Raw genomic sequence first — 18454 nt, 5'->3', positions numbered from 1 at the left:
GGCCGTGGTGCGCCCGGTTCCCGATCAGCGAATGCCGGAGTGGACCTGGTAATTGCGCCGACCGTGGTGTAACCGTGGTCAGGTGGCTGGAACATCGGGTACAGCCCGTCGGCTGCTGCTCATCGAGGACGACCGCGATCTTGGGCGCATGCTCGTCGACCTGTTCACCGAGCAGGGATACGCGGTCGATCTGGCTCTGGAAGGGCAGCGGGGGCTGCATCTGGGGCTGAGCCGCCCGTACGACGTGCTGATCATCGATCGCGGCCTGCCGGCGCTCGACGGCATCGACCTCCTGCGGCGGCTGCGACGGCAGGCGGTCATCACCCCCGTGCTGGTGCTGACCGCCTTCGGCTCGGTCGCCGACCGGGTCGCCGGGCTCGACGCGGGCGCGGAGGACTACCTGGTCAAGCCGTTCGAGATCGACGAGCTGCTGGCCAGGGTGCGGGCCCTGCACCGCAGGAACCTCGACCAGGCCACGCTGCTGCCGCTCGGCGCGGGCTGGCTGGACTCCGAGTCGCACATCGTCCGGCTGCCCAGCGGGGAGCAGATCGAGCTGTCGGGGCAGGAGTGCCGGCTGCTCAGCGCCCTGGCGGCGCGCCCGCGGCAGGTCCACACCCGCACGTCGCTCCGGCAGCGGGTCTTCGACGGCGCCAAGAAGGAAGCGATCGTGGACACGTACGTCTACTACCTGCGCAACAAGCTGGGATCAGGGGTCGTGTACACCGTGCGGGGCGTGGGCTACCGCCTGGGTGAGTTATGAGCCTGCCGGCGCGGGCAGGCGCGCGGCCGGAGCCGGAGCGGCGGCTGCTGAAGCGGGCCCGCCACCGCATCACCGCGCAGGTGGCCGGCGCGATCTCCGTGGTCCTGGCCCTGGCCGGCGTGCTGGTGTACTGCCTCATGGTGCACCAGCAGGCCGCCTCCGCCGAGCGCGACCTGAGCGCCGCCGTGCGGCGCGCCTCCATCGCCCACCCCCCTCCCTGCCTGTGGCTCTACGCGCTGCGGCCCGACGGCACCGTGGAGAGCTCCCCGGGCGCGCCCGTCGGGCTTCCGGTGCGCGCGGCCATGGACCAGGTCGCCACCGGCCTGCCGCCCCGGGTCGAGGAGGTCCGGGTGGACGGGCGCGCGTACCTCATCCGCACCCAGCGCCGCGGCGACGCCACCGTCCAGGCGGTGCTGGACCTGCGCTACCAGGCCGCCGAACGCCAGCGGCTGCTCCACACGCTCGGCGGCGTGGAGATCGGCGGCCTGCTGGCCGCGCTGCTGGTGGGCCAGGTCATCTCCCGCCGCGCCATCGCGCCGCTCGGCGAGGCCCTGGCGCGGCAGCGCCGCTTCTCCGCCGACGTCAGCCACGAGCTGCGCGGCCCGCTGACCCGCCTGCACACCCGCGCCCAGCTCCTGTCGCGCCGGCTGCGGGGCGGCACGGACCCGATCCTGCTCATCGACGAGGTGGACCAGCTCGTGACCGGCACCAGGCAGCTGGGCGAGGTGGTCGAGGACCTGCTCCGGTCGGCCGAGTTCCAGCAGCTGCGCCGCCCGTTCGGACCCGTCGACCTCGCGGTGCTGGCCTCCGGGCTGGCCGTGGCCGAGAGCGCCCGCGCGGACGCCAAGGGGGTGACGATCGAGGTCCGCTGCGAGGGGCCGGGCGATCACGTGGTGCGCGGCGTGGAGTCCGCGCTGCGCCGCGTGGTCTCGGCCCTCCTGGACAACGCCCTGAGCCACACCCGCGTGGGCGGCCACATCTGGGTGACCCTGTCGAGGGAGCGCGACCTGGTCCGGCTGACCGTGCGCGACGACGGGGTGGGCCTGGACCCGGCGCACACCGAACGCCTCTTCACCCGGTTCGTGGGGGCGGGCTTCGGGCTGGGGCTGGCGCTCGTACGGGAGGTGGTGGAGGGCCACCACGGCACCATCACCGCCGACGGCCGGCCGGGTGCCGGCGCCACCTTCACCGTCCGCCTGCCGGCCGACCCGGCGGTCACCCCGCCCCTGCGGGCGCCGCTGGAGCCCGGACGCCGCCTCTGATCGGCCACCTGCTAGCGTGCGGCGACATGAGCGAGCGCAGCGAGCGATCAATCAAACACAGCCGGGTCTCGCTCATGCGGCCGACGGAGGAGGTCGCATGAGCGGGCGTGGAGTTCTTGTCACAGGTGCGTCGAGGGGTATCGGGCGGGCGGTCGCGGCGGCCTTCGCCGCGCAGGGCGACCGGGTCGCGATCCATCACCGGGACTCCGAGAAAGAGGCACAGGACCTGCTGGACGAGCTGCCCGGCCAGGGGCACACGATCGTGCGGGGCGACCTGGCCGACCCGGAGGCCGTGCGCCGCATGGTGGACGCGGCGGCCGACGCCCTGGGCGGGATCGAGGTGCTGGTCAACAACGCCGCCGTCTACTTCCACCATCCCCTCGCGGAGCTGTCGTACGAGGAGTGGCAGAGCGCCTGGCGGCGCACGCTCGACGTCAATCTGGTGGGGACGGCCAACGTCGTCTGGTGCGCCGTCCAGCACATGCCCGCCGGCGGCCGGGTGATCAACGTCTCCTCGCGCGGCGCGTTCCGCGGCGAGCCGGACAGCCCCGCCTACGGGGCGAGCAAGGCCGGTCTCAACTCTCTGGGCCAGTCGCTGGCCGTCGCGCTCGCCCCGCGCGGGATCGCGGTGGCGGCCGTGGCGCCCGGCTTCGTGGAGACCGACATGACGACCGAGTACCTCGAAGGGCCCGGAGGGGACGCGATCCGGGCGCAGAGCCCGTTCGGGCGGGTGGCGCGGCCGGAGGAGATCGCGGCAGCCGTCGTCTACCTGGCCTCCCCGGCCGCCGAATGGGCCAGCGGCGCCGTGCTCGACCTCAACGGCGCCTCCCACCTCCGCTGACCCTCACCGTCGCGATCAGCGCGGCCGCCGCCTTCCGCTGACCCCCGCGATCAGCGCAGCCGCCGCTCCAGCAGGACCGCGCCGCGGCCCGGCAGGAGCGAGGCACCCCACTTGCGCAGGTCCGCCGGTTTCGGCCCGTTCACCGCGCCCCCGTCCAGCAGGTCGGCCCAGTCGAGCAGCGACTCCGCCAGCATGAGCGGCACCCCCTGCCGCTCGTGCACCTCGGCGGCGGCCTCGAAGTGCTCGGCCGCCCGCTGCGGCGAGCCCATCGCCACGCACAGGTGCGCCAGGTAGTGGTGCCCGCAGTGGTGGGCCACCGCGCCGTGGCCGAAGGTCTCCCCGTCGGCGGCCAGCGAGCCGTAGAGCTGCTCGGCCAGCTCCGCCCGCCCCAGGCGGGCGGCGGCCACGGCCAGGTTGTCCAGGGCGGGCCGAAGGGCCATGTTGCGGGGCGGCGTCGCCCCGCCGGAGGCGAGGATGCGGTCGAGCAGGGGCCCGGCCTCTTCGTCCGCCTCCTTGTCGGCCAGCTCGCACAGATACCGCAAGATCGCGTGCACCGGGTCGATGCGCGGCGCCTGGGCGGCCCGGCTGAGCCGCTCGCGCTGCTCCCACAGCCGCCCCTGCAGCCGCCGGATCTCGCCGATCTGCTCCGCGTAGATGGCCACGGCCTCCAGGCGGCGGCCGATCTCCGAGCCCAGCCGCAGGGCCGACTGCGCCTCGGACTCGGCCTGCGCCAGGTCGCCCTGCATGAGCGTCAGGCCGGCCCTGGAGTAGCCGATCAGCCAGGTGAGGTGCGGCTGGGCGAGCCGGCGCGCCAGCTCGTCGGCCTGGCCGAGCAGTATCGCGGCCCTGGTCACGTCGCCGCCGTCGAGCACGGGGGGCGTGCGCTGCACGTACGCGTGGAACAGCGCCAGGTCGTCCCCCGTGCGCCGGGCCGCCTCCAGCATCTCGTCACCGTCGCGATGGCGCTGGTGCAGCGGGTCGGCGGGGATGATCGTCAGGCTGCGCTGCCCGAGCACGCCGGCGAGCGTGCGCGGATCGCCCGACTTGCGGGCCAGGGCCACGGCCTCGTCGCTCAGCGCGAAGCGCCGCTCCCCGTCGGGCGCCCAGATGAGCTCGGAGGCGAGCTGGGCCGCCAGCAGCGCCCGGGTGCTCAGGTCGGTGGAGTCGACCAGCTTGCGCGCCTCGGTCAGCAGCGCGATGCGCTGCTGGTCGGGCGCCGCCGAGATGGTGGAGAAGCCGCGGTCGCCGCCCAGCGCCGCGATCACGATCAGGTCGGAGCGCTCGCACTGCCTGGCCAGGTCGGCCGCCCGCACGAGGGTCTGCCTGGCGTCGGGGTCGCCGGCCAGCCACATGGCCCGGCCGCACTCCACCAGCAGCTCCGCACGGCGCTCCAGCGTGGCGCCGGGGAAGTCGGCCAGCAGGTCGAGCACCCGCTGGTACCAGGTGACCGCCTCGCGGTGCGCCAGCCCGGCCAGCGCGTGCTGCGCCGCGTGCACGGCCGCGTCGGCCGCCGCGCTGACCCTGGCCGGGTCGCGGCCGTGCTCGGCGGCGGCCACCAGGTGGGTGGCCACGACGTACGGCCGGGACTCCATGGCGCGCGGGTCGGTCCGGCACAGGGCGTCGGCGACCTTGCCGTGCAGCAGCCCCGCCCGCGGCGCGGACAGCTTGGCGTAGAGGGCGGTCCTGGTCAGCTCGTGGGAGAACCGGCAGGACCCGCCGTCCGACATGGTCACCAGGCCCGCGCCCATGGCCTCCTCCACCGCGGCCACGAACCTGGCCTCGTCGAGCCCCAGCCCCGCCCGCAGCTCGGCCGACTCCATGCGCTCGCCGACGGCCAGCAGGTTGACCAGGTCTCTGGCATCCGGGTGGAGCTGCGACAGCCGGGCCATGACCATCCTCGTCACCGAGTCGGGCACGGTCAGCGCGTCGAGCTCCTTGCCCGCGGCCAGCTCCCTGACCACCTCGCTGATCAGGAACGCGTTGCCGCCGGTGATCCGGTGCAGCAGCTCGGAGTCGCCGCCGCCGCGCACCTCCGCCAGCGCGTGGGTGACCTCCTCGAGCCCGAAGGAGGGGACCTCGATCGTGCGGCTGTCGGCGGTCAGCTTGTGCAGCTCCGGCAGGGCCGACTCGACCTGCAGGGGCCGCGAGGTGGCCAGGACCAGCAGCGGCAGCGCCTCGGCGTCCCACATGAGGGCGTTGAGCATCTGCAGCGACTCCAGCGTCGCCCACTGCAGGTCGTCGATCACCAGCAGCACCGGCCGCACGGTGGTCAGGCGCTCGATCAGCGTGCGGGCGGCCGCCATCAGGTGGTAGCGCTCGGACACGGGCTCGGTGGCCGGCGGCACCTCCAGCGACAGCGGGGGAGCGGCCAGCGAGGGCGCCAGGCGGACGAGCTGGCCGCACTGCTGGTCGACCCCGGCCCGCAGCAGCAGCGCGGGCGCGGTGCGGGCCAGCCGCTCCACCGCTCCGGCGATCGGCTCGTACGCCCGCCGCGCCGGATCCGTGCACCGCCCGGCCAGCACCGTGAACTGCCGCTTGAGCGCCCGCCGGGCCACCTCCGAGGCCAGCCGGGTCTTGCCGACCCCCGACTCGCCCTGGAGGATCACCAGCCCGGAGCCGAACTCGGCCGCCGCCAGCTCCCCGTCGAGCGCCCGCAACTGCTCGTCCCGGCCGACGAAGGGCAGCACGTGGCCGTCCTCCAGCCACGGGGCCAGCCCGGCGACCTGGTGGTGGTCGGCGCTCTGCCAGTGCAGCTCGTACGTGTGCAGCGGCTCCCGCAGCCCCTTGCCCGGCAGCCGCCCCAGGTCCTTGAACTCGTGGCGGCTGCGCCCCTGCGCCAGCCGCCGCACCAGGTCGGTGCAGAGCACCTGGCCGCCCTCCGCGATGGCGACCAGCCGGGCCGCCTCGACGGTCGGCAGCCCGCTGACGTCGTCGTGGCCCCAGCACACGTCGCCGGCGGCGAGCGCGGCCCTGATGGAGATCTTGTCCAGGGCGCGCTCGTTCTCGTCGGCCACCGCCTGCTGCACCGCGATGACCGCGTCGAGCCCGGCCGTGGCCGAGTCGAAGACGGCCATCAGCCCGTCGCCCAGGCTCTTGGTGAACGTGGAGCCGCTGGCCGTCACCACGGAGCGGAGCAGCTGGTAGAGGCGGCGGAAGACCACGTTCGCGCGTTCCTCGCCGAGCCGGATCCGCATGGCGGTGGAACTGACCACGTCGGTGAAGAGGATGGTCGCCGTGGTCAGCGTGCCCGGCGGGTGCGGAGTGGTCACGTGGGCGACCCTTTCAGTCCCAGCGCGGGCGCGCGCACCTTCTTGCGGACCGTACGGCGGAGCTCGCGCGTCCTGACGGCGGAGCGCGACTGCTTGATCCGCCACGCGCCGGCCAGCTCCTCGGGGATCCTGAACGCCGCCTGCCCGTCGGAGTGGCGGTCGATCAGGGCGACCACGATCTGCCGCCCGAGCCGGCGCATCAGCCAGCGGACCACGCCGTCCACCGGCCCCGCCAGCGCCGCGTGCCGGTGCGCCGCCCGGCCGGCCGCGAACAGCGCGGTGAACCACCAGGCGGGCTTGGGCACGCCCAAGAGCTCGGGCACCCGGTCGGCGCCGTACTTGGCGTCGCGGAAGACCCAGTGCACCAGGCTGCGCGGCAGCTTGCGCCACCCCAGGTGCATGAACTCCTCCATCTCCTCCAGCAGCCTGGCCATCAGCCGGCGGCCCTCGTCGCTGGACTCGTAAAGGCGGCCCATGCGCTCGCTGACCGGCTCGACGTCATCGAGCGTGAGAGGCCGGTCGCGGCAGGCCTCCACGCCCATGAGATGGCCGAACACGCTCCACGTGTAGAGATGGGCCGCACGCTGCTCCTCGGAGAGCGTCACACCCATGCTCTCCAGAGCCTCCCACGTCACCACCGAGAAGTCGAAGATGGTGGCCAGCAGGAGCTCCTGGTTGACCGGGGGGCCGAACCGCGCGGTGTCCCACTGGTCGGCGAACCGCTCGTTCACCAGGGCACGGACGAAGGAATGCAGGATCCGCAGCCCGATCGCCGTGGTGTGCCCGGGGCGGCCGGGCTCCAGGCTGTTGGTGGCCTTCAGGCCCATAACGTCGACCAGCATCTGCCCGGTCTCGGCCACCCGGCGGGTCAGGCTGTGCGTGGCGAGCCGGGAGACGCCGGCCAGCACCTTGGCGCTGGACACCTCCACGTACGCCATGGGCAGGCACTTGCAGAACAGCGCGGCCGACTGGTAGAGCCCGTAGTCGGCGAAGACGGCCTGCCCCTTGGCCAGCAGCTCGCGGTCGTCGCCCCACTCGGGCAGGTCCGCGGCGAAGTCGATGGCCTCGAAGATCTCGGAGGCGGGCGGCTCGCCCGACGGCGCCCTGGCCTCCCGCTTGGCCACCGCCAGCTCCTGGATCACCGCCTTCACCAGCTCCAGGGGGCCGCTCCCCGCGGGCCGGCCGTCCAGGTATCCGGCCACGACCTTGTCGATGTCCGGGTCGGCCTGGTGTCTGAGCTGGCGGAACCTCTCCTCCGGCCAGCGTTCGTGATCGTTCATCTACCCCGTGCTCCAGATTTCGGTCAGAGGCCGCCCCGTTTCCGCAGGGCGGCGACGTCCAGCAGCGTGATCGCCCGGCCTTTGACGGCGATGAGGTTTCTCGCGACGAGGGACTGCAGCGCCCGGTTGACCGCCGGCCGCGACGCGCCGATGAGCGCGGCGAGGTCGGACTGGGTCAACCCGGGCAGGTCCACCACCCCGTCGGCCTGGCCGTGCTTGTCGGCCAGTTGCAGCAGCAGTTTGGCCAGCCGCCCGCCCAGATCGAGGAAGGCCAGGTCGGCCGCCTGGTCGGTGAGCCTGCGCACCATGTGGCCGAGCATGCGCAGGAACTCGTCGGCCAGCCCCGGGTGCTCCCGCATCAGCTCCAGGAGCCGCGCCCTGGGCAGCGCGAACACCCACGCGGGGCGCACCGTCACGATCGACGCCGAGCGTGGCGAGCCGTCCAGCAGCGCCATCTCGCCGAAGGTGTCGCCGCGGCTCAGCATGTTGAGCACGATCTCGTCGCCGTGCTCGGTCGTGAACACCACCTTCACCAGGCCGTCGAGCAGCGCGTAGAGGGACTCTCCCGGATCCCCCTGGTGAATGATGATCTGCCCGGCCCGGTATCTCCTCGCCATCCCGGCCCGCGCCGTGCTCTCGATGCCGCCCTCTCCGAGTACGCGGAAGAGCGGGATCTCCGCCAGCACGGAGGCCACCGGCTGGACGTCGTTCGAGAACCCGCTCATGCAAGAACTTTAGGCCGCATCCCGCGCCCGAACAGCAAGTGGTCGCGGATGTCGCGATTGTGATGAGGAACACATCGGGACTGTCACGCGCGAGACAGCCCCCGACGATCACTCGGCGCACCGTTGGAGTGCCGGCCGGTAATGGTGGCCCCCCTAGTACCCGGCCCGGCAGGGAGACCGACATGTACGTGGACACCATCGAACGACCCGATACGGCGACCCTCGTATCGGCCGCCCAGGACGGCGACGCCGTGGCGTGGGAGCGGCTGATCGAGGAGTTCAGCCCCATGCTCAAGGCGCGCATCCGCCGGTTCAGGCTCAGCCACGAGGACGCCCAGGACGTGCTCCAGACGACGTGGCTGCTGGCCTGGCAGAACCTCAGGAGCGTGGAGGACGGCCAGCGCATGGCGGGCTGGCTGGCCACCATCGCCTTCCGCGAGTGCCTGAAGCTGACCAAGCGGACGAAGGAGATCTGCACTCCTGACCTCGACACGCTGGGCAGCACGGACGACGTGGACAGGGAGCTGGCCAGGATCTGGCTGGCCGGCACGCTCGACGAACTGGTCGAGGAGCTGCCGACAGCGCAGCGGGTCCTGTTCAGAGCGCTCACGGAAACCTCCGAGCCGCACTACGTGGACGTGGCGCGCAGGCTGGGCAGACCGGTCGGGAGCATCGGGCCCACCCGAGCCCGCACGTTCGCGAAGCTCCGCGGGCTCCTGCAAGCCCGCGAGATCACCAGGGACTTCCTCGACTGACTCACTTCGCCGACGGGTCGAGCTGGATCGCCTCCAGGAACGGCTCGAAGTCGAAGTGCGCCATCTCGAACGCGTCGGGGTCGCTCTGCGCCGGATACTCGTAGACCTTGCGGCCGCCCCGGGCGAGCATCATGTTGACGGCCTGGGGCACCAGCCCGCGCTCCATCTCCTGGGCGAGGCCCTCGGCGACGTCCGTGGCGAAGGGCACGTCGTAGAGGGCGCTCACGTGCTGGTAGACGCGGAAATAGCTGACGATGAAGCGCATGCGGTCGCGGTAGGACACCCAGTCGGCCACACCGGCCGTGGACGCCTCCTGGTCGGCCGTGATGAACTCCTCGGCCAGCTTGCGGACCCGCTCGTTCTGGATCGGCGCCCAGACCTGGTCCATGTCGACGCCCTCCGGCGCGGCGAGCGGCCGGCCGACCTTGATGTCGCTGAGCGGGGTCTCCACGGCGAACAGGTGGCGGGTGTAGAGCGAGGACCACTTCTCCTCCAGCCAGCGCGTCAGCCACGGCTGGTCCTCGTGCCGCGCGGCGTAGAGGCGGAACCTCGGGAAGCGCCGCCGGGTCACCAGCGAGCGCAGCGAGCGCCACGACACCCGCGTCAGCCACCGGACCGGCCGGTAGAGCACCAGCTCCAGGGCCTTCTGCGCGCGGGCCTGCTCATATGCCGACAGCGCCACGCAGGCGCCGAACATCAGCTCGGCGCGGGCCTGCGGGTCGGCGGTCTGCCTGGCCTCGACCAGGAGCTGCGCGGCGTCCTTCAGGTAGCGGGGGTCGGCCTCGGCCAGCAGGTCCGTGAGGAACGCCGGCGGGGTCGGCGTCAGATCCGACTCCGGGCTGACCCTGAGGAAACGGTCGGGCGAGTCGTTCCACAGGTTGACCGCGAGGCTGGCGGTCTCCAGGAAGATGGCCCGGTTGGCGAGCGCGAGCCCGAGTTGGTAGCTGGGCCCGAGCAGGGTGAGCAGGACCGCCCTGAACACCCTTCTGAACCGGTGGGGCACCCGCATCTTCTGGCTGAAGTCCAGGATGAACGGGGAGTCGGGGCTGAGATCGAGACTCTCCCCGACGGCCTTGGAGGTCCAGGTGGCGTAGCAGTACCAGTTGTTCGCGTCCTTGCCCAGGTGCTGGGCGAGGTCCCCGGCGACGCGGTGGTAGCTGTAGGCGATGACCATCGCTTCGAGTGCCGGGCTCCGGTCCTTGTAAGCGGCGATGCGCAGCACGTCGTCCGCGGTCATCGGAGTGTCGGACATGGGGTCTCCCGTTAGTTCGCCTCATGGAGATAAGAGGGTCTCCAGCGGCGTCAGATACGTCAGGCGACCGGTCTTTCCCCCGTGGCCGCCAGCCAGGAGCGTAGGGTGGGTGACTTACGGCGGGCTTGCAGGTCGCCGGTCGGCCGGACCGTTCCACGGCCGCCCCGGACGGACCGGGGCGGCGGCCCTCATTCCTTGACCAGAACCTTGCTGATCACCACGAAACCGCCGAGCGCCCCCGCGGTGCCGGCGGCGGTCGTGGTGGTGAGATTGACCACCAGGTCATAGGTGCCGGGGGAGAGCTGACCGCGCATCGGGACGGAAGCGGTATATCTCCCCGAGCCAGGTGTGAAGGTCAGTTCGACAGGGGGTGAGGGGTGTCTGGTCTCACCGCCGCCCAGCAGGTCGGCGATGATCTCCAAATTCCAGCGGCCCGCCAGCCAGTCGACGAGCTCGCCCGCGACCTCCCAGCTCACGTCCACGGTCCAGCCCTCGTTACGGTGCACGATGTTCGTGGGTTGCGCGCCGGGATCGACAACCTGGCCGTGGAGAACGCCGGCGAGCTGCTCGGCCGGTACTTTCATCACCTGGAATTCTCCGGTTGCCATGCCGATCTCCCCTTTCCGGTGGGAACGTCGTCCCCGTGTGAAGGAGCAGAGCGGCAACCGGGGCAGCTAAATACGCGTCCGTTCTGTCAATAAATGCCGGGCATTGGTCAGACGCCGGCGATCATGATCAGGTCGCCGGTGCCCGCCGTGACGATGCTCTCGCCGTTCAGGGACACGCGGGCCGCGACCGCGGACGACAGGTAGGCGTTGACGCCCTTCACCACCAGATCGCCCAGCCCGCCGCCGGTCAGCCGCAGCACGGCCGCGCCGCCGTCCGCGGCGGTGATCTCGACGGTCCCGTACGGGGTCCGTACGCCGACCGGGCCCCGGTTGCCGGTCTGGACGAGCACGATCAGGTAGTGGACGTCCCGGTCCGGGTGGCTGCGCAGGAAGGCGTCGGCGGCGCCGTACAGGACAAGGGGAGCGTCCCTGTCCGCGGGCGGTGCCGACGGCGTGACGAGGGCGCACGGCATGAGGTTCTCGTCCAGCGCGGGGACCGGCCCGTCCACCAGCACCCGGCCGCCGGCGGCGGCGTACCCGGCGAGCAGCAGCTGCACGCGCCGGTGCATGAAGGGCCCGCCGGGCACGGTGACGGACCGGTACGCGCCCAGCTCCGCGGCCGTCGTGTCCTCCAGATCGACCAGCGCGTAGTCCAGGCCGCGCCCGCGCATCCGCTCGTGGAAGGCCCGCAGCGCCTGCCCGCAACCCGGCGTGCCCGCATCCGAAAGTAAGCCGGAAAGGGAGCGCGAAAGCGCCGCGATCCCGGCGTACGGCAGGTAGAGGCCGAACGCGTCCCGAACCGTCCCCGCGCACTCCAGGAACTCCGCCCCGTGCGCGGCGAAGAAGTCCGCCAGCGCCCGCACCACCGGCGCCTTGCCGGTGGGCGAGCCGCCCGCGTCGATCGGCGCGCAGTCCGGGTACGGCCCCTCGTGCGCCGCGTCGAGCTCCGGCGCCCAGCCCGAGGTGGAGACCCCGGTGTAGACGTTGAACCCGGTCGCGCCCGCCGCCATGGCCAGCAGCGACTGGTGGAAGCTGGTCGCGCCGTCGATGTAAGCGGGGTCGTAGAGCCGGGAGAAGCCCCAGTTCTCCTCCAGGTTCGGGCCGGGGGCGAGCTTGGCCGCGATCACGTAGCGGGCCTGGGCGTCGCGGTCGGCCGACACCACGCCCATCCAGTTGGTGAACCCGTACGAGATGCCGCCCCACAGCCGCGGCCTGACCCTGGCCAGCCAGTCGTCCAGCTCGGGCACGGTCGGCGGGTTCAGGTTCACGAAGACGGGCAGGTCGGAGCCGACGGCGTGGGCCCAGACGCGGTAGACCTCGGCCAGGTACTCGGCGTGGAAGCGGCCCCAGTCGGCCAGGGCGAGCGGCCCGCCCGCCCGGGGCGGCGGCTGGACCTCGGCCCAGTGCGCGTGCGCCGTCGCGTGCGCCGCGTCGTACGCCTCCAGCGTCCCGTACCAGGACCGCAGCCGGTCCCGGTAGAACGCGAGCCCGGACGGGCTGTAGTCGTAGGCGGTCAGCGGCCGCGCCCCGCTGGTGTAGACGCCCTCGTTCGCGATCTGCAGCGCGACCACCGGGCCGTCGGGGGCCAGTGCTTCCTTGCCCACGGCGGAGAGCCACTGCGTGGTCCTGGCCAGGAACGCGGCGCCCAGAGGCGCGGGCAGCGGCCGGGAGACGGACCCGTCCCACCAGCTCGACGGGTTCCCCTCGGAGTCGAGCAGCGGCTCGATCGAGGCGTCGGCGTCCGGGCTGACCCAGTCGGGCAGCCCGCCGTAGCCCACCTCGGCGTGGATGAACGGGCCCGGCTTGGCGATCACCCGCAGCCCCAGCTCGGCGCAGAGCGCCAGGAAGCCGACGACGTCCCTGGCCGGATGGGTGGCGCCGGTGAAGTCGGGCGCCAGGCCCGGCTCCGGCTGGTGGTGCCGCCAGGGCAGGTAGCAGGTGATCACGTCGATGCCGAGCTCGTCCCGCACGGCCCGCAGCCGGTCGGCCCAGACGGCCGGATCGTCGCGGTAGTAGGGGTAGTCGGCGGTCACGAGCACCTGCCCGTCGATGAGCACGTTCGTTCTCCTCAGGCTTTCAATCCGGTGAACGCGATGCCCTGCAGGATGCGGCGCTGGAACACGATCAGCACCGCGATGACCGGCAGGACGGCGAGCGTGGCGCCCGCCATGATGTAGTACGCCCGCCCGCCGTCGGGGCTGGCGACGAGCTGCTGCAGGGCCAGCGGCAGCGTGTACAGCTCCGGGTCGTTGGTGACGACCAGCGGCCAGACCAGGTCGTTCCAGTGGAACAGGAAGCTGGTGATGGTCACGACCGCCAGCACCGGCTTCGACAGCGGCAGCACGATCCGCCAGAAGATCTGCATGCGGCCCGCGCCGTCGATGAGCGCGGCCTCCTCCAGCTCGGCCGGGATCGACAGGAAGAACTGCCGCAGCAGGAAGATGTCCAGCACGGAGGCGATGTTCGGGACGATGAGCCCCCATCCGGAATCGAACATGCCCAGCGCCTGCGTGACATGGATGCGCGGCACCAGCAGCGTGATCGCGGGCACCATCATGCCGCCCAGCATGATCACGAACAGCTTGTCGCGGCCCGGGAACGGGATCCGCGCGAACGCGTACGCGGCCAGCGCGTCCACCAGCAGCTTGGCCGGGACCAGGATCGCGCACACCCAGACGCTGTTGACGAACGCGGTCCCGAGGCCGCCGACGTCCAGCACATAGCCGTAGTTGTCCAGCGTCGCCGCCCACTCGCCGGTCTTCCTGTCGAGCGGCAGCAGGCTGGGCACCTTGCTGTAGATGTCCTGCCCGTGCTTGACCGAGGTGGCCAGCATCCACAGGAACGGCACCACCGACACGGCCGCCAGCAGCACCAGGGCCACGTAAAAGGGGGCCTTCCTCATGCCGCCTCCTGCTTGACGAACCTGAACTGCAGCGCGGTCACGATCATGATGAAGACGAGCAGGATGAACGACATCGCGCAGGCCGCTCCCATGGCGTCGTAGCGGAACGCGAACAGGTAGAGGTGGAGGACGTACGTCAGGCCCGACTGCTCGGGGCCGCCGGTGACGCTGCGCCCGTTGCCGGAGAAGATCACGTACACCAGGCCGAACACCTGCAGCGCCGCGATCACGCCTGTCACCAGCAGGTAGAACGTGGTGGGCCGGAGCATCGGGAAGGTCACCCGCCAGAACCGCTGCCAGGGGCCGGCCCCGTCGATGATCGCCGCCTCCGTGATCGCGCCGGGGATGCCCTTCAGGCCGGCCAGATAGATGATCATCGAGATGCCGCACTGCCAGGCGGCGATGAACGCGAGCGCGGGGATGACCAGCTCGGGGGTGTTGAGCCAGTTCTGCCCCGGGATGCCGAACAGGCCGAGCACCGCGTTGATCAGGCCGTACTGGGGGTCGTAGAGCCAGCGCCAGATCGCGCCGACCGCCGCCTCGGCCGTGACGACCGGCAGGAACAGCAGCAGTCTGAACAGGTTCGCCCCGCGCCTGATCGCGTTCAGCAGCAGCGCCTGGGCCAGCGCGGAGACCATGGTCAGCGGGACCGCGACGAGCGTGTACTGCAGCGTGACGCCGACCGACTTCCAGAAATGCGGATATTTCACGTCATCGAAGAACAGGTCGGCGTAGTTCGCCAGGCCCACCCAGGCGGCGTCGGAGCGCAGGTTCCAGTCCGTGAAGCTGTAGTAGAGCGCCGACAGTGCCGGATACAGCAGGAAGATCAGGAAATAGGCGAGCGCGGGGGCGACCAGGAGTCGGCCGATGAGCCGGTCCCGGCGGCGGGCCGAGGGCGGCCGCCGCGACCTGGTCGCCACCTGCGCTTCCGCCAGTGCGGGTGCCGCCACGTCAGCCGTTCCAGCCGATCAGGGAGCGCGTCCTGGCCGCCGCGTCGGTCAGCGCCTGCTGGGCCGTGGCCTTGCCGGTCAGCGCCGACTCGATCGCCGGGGCGATGATCTCGTCGTTGACCTGGATCCACTGCGGCACCGCCGGCCGGGCGTGCGCCACCTTGAGCTGTTCGAGGAAGGCCGCCTGCTCGGGACCGCTCGCGACCACCTGCGCCTTGAGGTTGACGGGGAAGCCGCCGAACGCGTCCGCGACCGCGCCGTTGTTGGTCTCGTTCGCCAGGAAGGCCAGCCACTTCCACGCCAGGTCGGCGTTCTTGCCGGAGGAGAAGACGACGGAGTCCTCGCCGCCGATGTTCCCGGCCGGCTCGGTCTTGTACGGCAGCGGCGCCACGCCGAAATCGAGGTCGGGGAACTGCTCGTGGATCGTCGGCACGTCCCAGGGGCCGGAGATCGTCATGGCGGCCAGGCCGTTCTCGAAGGGTTTGTCCGAGTCGGTGATCTGCCGCGGCGACGACTTCAGCAGGTCGACCCAGAGTTGCAGGGCCTCCACCGCGGGCGGCTGGTCGAACAGCACCTTCTTGCCCGCGTCGTCCACCATCTGGCCGCCCGCGCCGTGCACCACGCCGGGGAACATCCAGGCGCCGTACCCGTCGCCCTTGGGGACGTTCATGCCGGCCACCTTGGCGTCGGCGGCGTGCACCCGGGCGGCGGCCTGCTTCAGCTCGTCCCAGGTCCTGGGCGGGGTCGGGACCAGCTTCTTGTTGTAGAAGAGCGCGACCGTGGTCTGGTCCTGCGGCAGGCCGTAGAGCTTGCCGTTGGCCCGGTTGGTGTCGAGCGCGCCCTTGTAGAAGCCGGCCTCGTCGATCAGGCCGGCGGGGACCTCCTTGATCGTGCCGTCCAGGGCGTACTTGGAGACCAGGGGCTGGTCGAGTATGCCCGCGTCCGGCGCGCTCTTGCTGGCCACGGCGCTGCCGAGCTTGGTGTTGTAGTCGTCCTTGGGGATCTTGACGAGCTTCACCGTGACGCCGGGGTTGGCCTTCTCGAAGTCCTTGCGAACCTTCTCGATGACCTGTCCGGCCTGCGGGGTGCGGTCCTGGTACATCCAGAACGTCAGCGTCTTGCCGTCGCCGCCACTGCCGCCGCCGCTGCCGCAGGCGGCCAGCCCGGCCGCGAGCGCCGCCGCGACGACGCCTCGCACGAGTCCTCGGCTCATAGTCATCTCCTCATCGGGGGGATGGCCAGACCATAATCTAAGCCTTGAAAAAAGTCAGGAGTCGGCCGGAAACGCTTCGGTAACACCGGGTTCATGGCGATTTCGGCTGGTGAACTACCATGGCGTGGCGATCGCGGGAGAGGCGGGGACGAGAATGGGCACCTCAGGGCGCAGGACCGTACGGGATCTTCGCAGGGGGAACCGGGCGATGCTCCTGCGGGCGCTCTACTTCGGCGGCCCGGCCAGCCGCAACGACCTGTCGGCCGCGACCGGGCTGAGCCCCGCCACGGTCAGCACCATGACCGGCGACCTGCTCTCCGAGAACGTCGTCGTCGAGGCCGGCCAGGTCGACTCCGACGGCGGCCGGCCCCGCGTGCTGCTCAGGGTCAACCCCGCCTACGGGTACGCGGTCGGCGTCGACGTGGGGGAGACGCAGGTCAGTGTCGAGCTGTTCGACCTGCAGATGGCGAAGCTCGCCAGGGCGCACTATGCGGTCCGCTCGGCCAAACACGACCCGGAGCTGGTCGCCCGCCACATCCTGGCCGGCGTCGACGCGGTGATCGCCGAGAGCGAGGTGCCGGCCGAACGGGTGCTCGGCGTCGGCGTCGGCGTGCCCGGCATCGTCGAGCCGGGGCCGGACGCGCTGGTGCGGGCCAAGACGTTCGGCTGGGAGGCGGTGCCGTTGGGAGCGCTCCTACGGGCGGGGACGTCGCTGCCGCTGTTCGTGGACAACGGCGCCAAGACCATGGGGCAGGCCGAGCTCTGGTTCGGCTCGGGCAAGGGCACCCGCGACGCGATCATCGTGCTCATGGGCTCGGGCGTCGGCGGCACCGTCGTGACCGACGGCCACATCTACCGGGGCGCGGGCAAGGCCGCCGGCGAGGTCGGGCACCTGAAGCTGGTCGCGGGCGGGCGGGCCTGCCGATGCGGGGCGCGCGGTTGCCTGGAGGCGTACCTGGGGGCCGAGGGGATCCTCGACCGCGCGGGCGTCGTGGCCGACTCCGCCGACGAGGAGGCCGCGCTGGCCCGGCTGCTCGACGAGGGCTCCCCGGTCATCGCCGAGAGCGTCGACCTGCTGGGCGTGGGGTTGTCGAGCCTGGTCCACCTGTTCAACCCCGAGCGCATCGTCATCGGCGGCTGGGCGGGGCTCATGCTGGGCCGGCGGATGCTGGCGGAGATCAGGGCTGCGACCGCGGCCAACACGCAGGCCCAGCCGTTCCAGCCCGAGACGATCGTGCTGGGCCGCCTCGGCCCCGACGCCGTGGCGCTGGGCGCGGCGACGCTGGTGCTGGAGCCGTTCTTCCTGGGAGCGGCCTTCCGGGGAACCGTCAGCACTATCGCGTAGGACTTCAATCAAGCCCTGATGTATCCCTGAGGCGCACCATGTCGGGGGTGAGCCCGCCGATCCCGCCGGCGCCCAGCAGCTGAAGGGTGCGCACGAGCTCCCTGTGCAGCAGGTCCAGCACCCGCCGCACCCCCGCCTCGCCGCCCGCCATCAGGCCGTACAGGTAGGCGCGGCCGACGAGGCAGGCCCGCGCGCCGAGCGCGACCGCGGCGGCGACGTCGGCCCCGTTGCGGACGCCCCCGTCCAGGAAGACCTCCGTGCGATCGCCCACGGCGGCCACCACGTGGGGCAGCAGCTCCAGCGGCGTGGCGGCGCGGTCGAGCTGCCGCCCGCCGTGGTTGGACACCACCAGGCCGTCCACCCCGAGCGCGGCCAGCTCCCTGGCGTCGTCGACCCGCTGCACGCCCTTGACCAGCAGCCGCCCCTGCCACGCCGAGCGGATCCACTCCAGGTCGGCCATGGTCACGGAGGGGTCGAACATCAGGTTCGTGAGCCCGGGCAGGTCGTCGGGGGCGCCCTCGATGGTGGCGAACCGCAGCGGCTCGCTGGTCAGGAAGTCGAACCACCACGCCGGGTGCCACACCGCCTGCAGCGCGCTGCGCCAGCGCAGGGACGGCGGGACCGTCAGGCCGTGGCGCACGTCGCGCAGCCGCGCCCCCGCCACCGGCACGTCGACGGTCACGACCAGCACGTCCATCCCCGCCGCGCGGGCCAGGGCGAGCGTCTCCAGGTTGCGCGCGCGGTCGCGGACCACGTACAGCTGGAACCAGTTCCACCCGCCGGGCGCGGCGGCGGCCACGTCGGCGGCCGTCGTGGTGCCCATGGTGGACAGCGTGTAGGGAACGCCCGCGCGCTCGGCCGCCCTGGCCACGGCCCGCTCGCCTTCGCGGTGCATCATCCGGGTGAACCCGGTCGGCCCGAGCACGACCGGCATCGCGATCCGCCTGCCCAGGATCTCGACCTCGGTCGGGGCCGCCGCCACGTCGCGCAGGATCCGCGGGTGGAACTCCACCCGCCGGAACGCCTCCACCGCCCTGGCCATCGACAGCTCGCCCTCGGCCGCGCCGTCGACGTAGTCGAACACCATGCGCGGGGCCCGTCTCCTGGCGAGCAGCCGGAGATCGGCGATGTCGGCGGCGTCGGCCATTCGCCGCGCCCTGGACAGCCGCGGGCGTCCGGGCACGACGGCACGCAGCTCCCGCCAGCTGGGCAGGCGCCTGGGTTCCCGCACGTTCCCGTCGATGCTTCGCACGCTACCGGAATCGTCGGCAGTGCTCCGGCCTTCAGTTCAC

15 protein-coding genes are annotated in these 18454 nt (G+C 72.0%); 5 read left to right on the top strand and 10 right to left on the bottom strand.

What is annotated here, in order from left to right:
- Positions 1–82 precede the first annotated feature (82 nt).
- The 3 genes from ACIBQ1_RS29790 to ACIBQ1_RS29780 all read left to right on the top strand — a co-directional run bounded on the left by ACIBQ1_RS29790 (position 83) and on the right by ACIBQ1_RS29780 (position 2863).
- Positions 83–760: a response regulator transcription factor gene (locus ACIBQ1_RS29790; protein ID WP_397282596.1), complete on the top strand. Its 678-nt coding sequence runs from the start codon at positions 83–85 to the stop codon at positions 758–760.
- On the top strand, positions 757–2022 hold the full coding sequence (locus ACIBQ1_RS29785; RefSeq protein WP_397282594.1) for a sensor histidine kinase: 1266 nt from the start codon (positions 757–759) through the stop codon (positions 2020–2022). Before ACIBQ1_RS29790 ends, ACIBQ1_RS29785 begins: the two co-directional genes overlap by 4 nt.
- A gap of 97 nt (positions 2023–2119) precedes the next feature.
- Complete coding sequence (locus ACIBQ1_RS29780) at positions 2120–2863, top strand: SDR family NAD(P)-dependent oxidoreductase (protein WP_397282593.1); 744 nt, start codon at positions 2120–2122, stop codon at positions 2861–2863.
- A gap of 50 nt (positions 2864–2913) precedes the next feature.
- Here ACIBQ1_RS29780 and ACIBQ1_RS29775 read toward each other — a convergent pair whose 3' ends face one another.
- Genes ACIBQ1_RS29775 through ACIBQ1_RS29765 form a run of 3 tightly spaced genes read right to left on the bottom strand, consistent with a single transcriptional unit; the run spans position 2914 to position 8137 of the window.
- Positions 2914–6132 carry an ATP-binding protein gene (locus ACIBQ1_RS29775; protein ID WP_397282592.1) on the bottom strand — a complete coding sequence of 1073 codons (3219 nt, stop codon included), beginning with the start codon at positions 6130–6132 and terminating at the stop codon, positions 2914–2916.
- Positions 6129–7412: an oxygenase MpaB family protein gene (locus ACIBQ1_RS29770; protein WP_397282591.1), complete on the bottom strand. Its 1284-nt coding sequence runs from the start codon at positions 7410–7412 to the stop codon at positions 6129–6131. The genes ACIBQ1_RS29775 and ACIBQ1_RS29770 overlap by 4 nt, the downstream gene beginning before the upstream one ends.
- Positions 7413–7435: 23 nt before the next feature.
- Entirely contained in the window at positions 7436–8137 is a 702-nt protein-coding gene (locus ACIBQ1_RS29765) for a Crp/Fnr family transcriptional regulator (RefSeq protein ID WP_397282590.1), read from the bottom strand.
- A 182-nt stretch (positions 8138–8319) separates the two neighbouring features.
- Here ACIBQ1_RS29765 and ACIBQ1_RS29760 point away from each other — a divergent pair, with 182 nt between their 5' ends.
- Entirely contained in the window at positions 8320–8892 is a 573-nt protein-coding gene (locus ACIBQ1_RS29760; protein ID WP_355376633.1) for a sigma-70 family RNA polymerase sigma factor, read from the top strand.
- 1 nt (position 8893) lies between these two features.
- On the opposite strand, the gene ACIBQ1_RS29755 is transcribed toward ACIBQ1_RS29760, so the two are convergent.
- The 6 genes from ACIBQ1_RS29755 to ACIBQ1_RS29730 all read right to left on the bottom strand — a co-directional run bounded on the left by ACIBQ1_RS29755 (position 8894) and on the right by ACIBQ1_RS29730 (position 15817).
- Positions 8894–10144, bottom strand: coding sequence for a hypothetical protein (locus ACIBQ1_RS29755; protein ID WP_397282589.1), 1251 nt, complete (start codon positions 10142–10144; stop codon positions 8894–8896).
- Between the two features lie 188 nt (positions 10145–10332).
- Complete coding sequence (locus ACIBQ1_RS29750) at positions 10333–10752, bottom strand: hypothetical protein (protein ID WP_397282588.1); 420 nt, start codon at positions 10750–10752, stop codon at positions 10333–10335.
- A 107-nt stretch (positions 10753–10859) separates the two neighbouring features.
- Positions 10860–12809 carry a beta-galactosidase gene (locus ACIBQ1_RS29745; RefSeq protein ID WP_397282586.1) on the bottom strand — a complete coding sequence of 650 codons (1950 nt, stop codon included), beginning with the start codon at positions 12807–12809 and terminating at the stop codon, positions 10860–10862.
- Between the two features lie 11 nt (positions 12810–12820).
- Positions 12821–13654 (bottom strand): carbohydrate ABC transporter permease, encoded by an 834-nt coding sequence (locus ACIBQ1_RS29740; protein ID WP_397282585.1) that lies wholly within the window; start codon positions 13652–13654, stop codon positions 12821–12823.
- On the bottom strand, positions 13651–14604 hold the full coding sequence (locus ACIBQ1_RS29735) for a carbohydrate ABC transporter permease (protein ID WP_397282584.1): 954 nt from the start codon (positions 14602–14604) through the stop codon (positions 13651–13653). Before ACIBQ1_RS29735 ends, ACIBQ1_RS29740 begins: the two co-directional genes overlap by 4 nt.
- A 1-nt stretch (position 14605) precedes the next feature.
- On the bottom strand, positions 14606–15817 hold the full coding sequence (locus ACIBQ1_RS29730; RefSeq protein ID WP_397282583.1) for an ABC transporter substrate-binding protein: 1212 nt from the start codon (positions 15815–15817) through the stop codon (positions 14606–14608).
- Positions 15818–15971: 154 nt separating this feature from the next.
- Here ACIBQ1_RS29730 and ACIBQ1_RS29725 point away from each other — a divergent pair, with 154 nt between their 5' ends.
- Complete coding sequence (locus tag ACIBQ1_RS29725; protein WP_397282582.1) at positions 15972–17162, top strand: ROK family protein; 1191 nt, start codon at positions 15972–15974, stop codon at positions 17160–17162.
- 4 nt (positions 17163–17166) lie between these two features.
- On the opposite strand, the gene ACIBQ1_RS29720 is transcribed toward ACIBQ1_RS29725, so the two are convergent.
- Positions 17167–18414 carry an alpha-hydroxy acid oxidase gene (locus ACIBQ1_RS29720; RefSeq protein ID WP_397282581.1) on the bottom strand — a complete coding sequence of 416 codons (1248 nt, stop codon included), beginning with the start codon at positions 18412–18414 and terminating at the stop codon, positions 17167–17169.
- Positions 18415–18454: the final 40 nt, after the last annotated feature.

Source organism: Nonomuraea sp. NPDC050153, assembly GCF_044460125.1.
Classification (GTDB): Bacteria; Actinomycetota; Actinomycetes; order Streptosporangiales; family Streptosporangiaceae; genus Nonomuraea.
The sequence above is the reverse complement of the archived record's forward strand: the minus strand, read 5'-3'. Positions and strand labels throughout refer to the sequence as shown.

Coding starts and splice junctions, on each gene's coding strand:
- ACIBQ1_RS29760 (WP_355376633.1), top strand. CDS start 8,320: ATGTACGTGGACACCATCGAACGACCCGATACGGCGACCCTCGTATCG.
- ACIBQ1_RS29740 (WP_397282585.1), bottom strand. CDS start 13,654: ATGAGGAAGGCCCCCTTTTACGTGGCCCTGGTGCTGCTGGCGGCCGTG.
- ACIBQ1_RS29725 (WP_397282582.1), top strand. CDS start 15,972: ATGGGCACCTCAGGGCGCAGGACCGTACGGGATCTTCGCAGGGGGAAC.
- ACIBQ1_RS29785 (WP_397282594.1), top strand. CDS start 757: ATGAGCCTGCCGGCGCGGGCAGGCGCGCGGCCGGAGCCGGAGCGGCGG.
- ACIBQ1_RS29765 (WP_397282590.1), bottom strand. CDS start 8,137: ATGAGCGGGTTCTCGAACGACGTCCAGCCGGTGGCCTCCGTGCTGGCG.
- ACIBQ1_RS29770 (WP_397282591.1), bottom strand. CDS start 7,412: ATGAACGATCACGAACGCTGGCCGGAGGAGAGGTTCCGCCAGCTCAGA.
- ACIBQ1_RS29730 (WP_397282583.1), bottom strand. CDS start 15,817: ATGAGCCGAGGACTCGTGCGAGGCGTCGTCGCGGCGGCGCTCGCGGCC.
- ACIBQ1_RS29750 (WP_397282588.1), bottom strand. CDS start 10,752: ATGGCAACCGGAGAATTCCAGGTGATGAAAGTACCGGCCGAGCAGCTC.
- ACIBQ1_RS29755 (WP_397282589.1), bottom strand. CDS start 10,144: ATGTCCGACACTCCGATGACCGCGGACGACGTGCTGCGCATCGCCGCT.
- ACIBQ1_RS29780 (WP_397282593.1), top strand. CDS start 2,120: ATGAGCGGGCGTGGAGTTCTTGTCACAGGTGCGTCGAGGGGTATCGGG.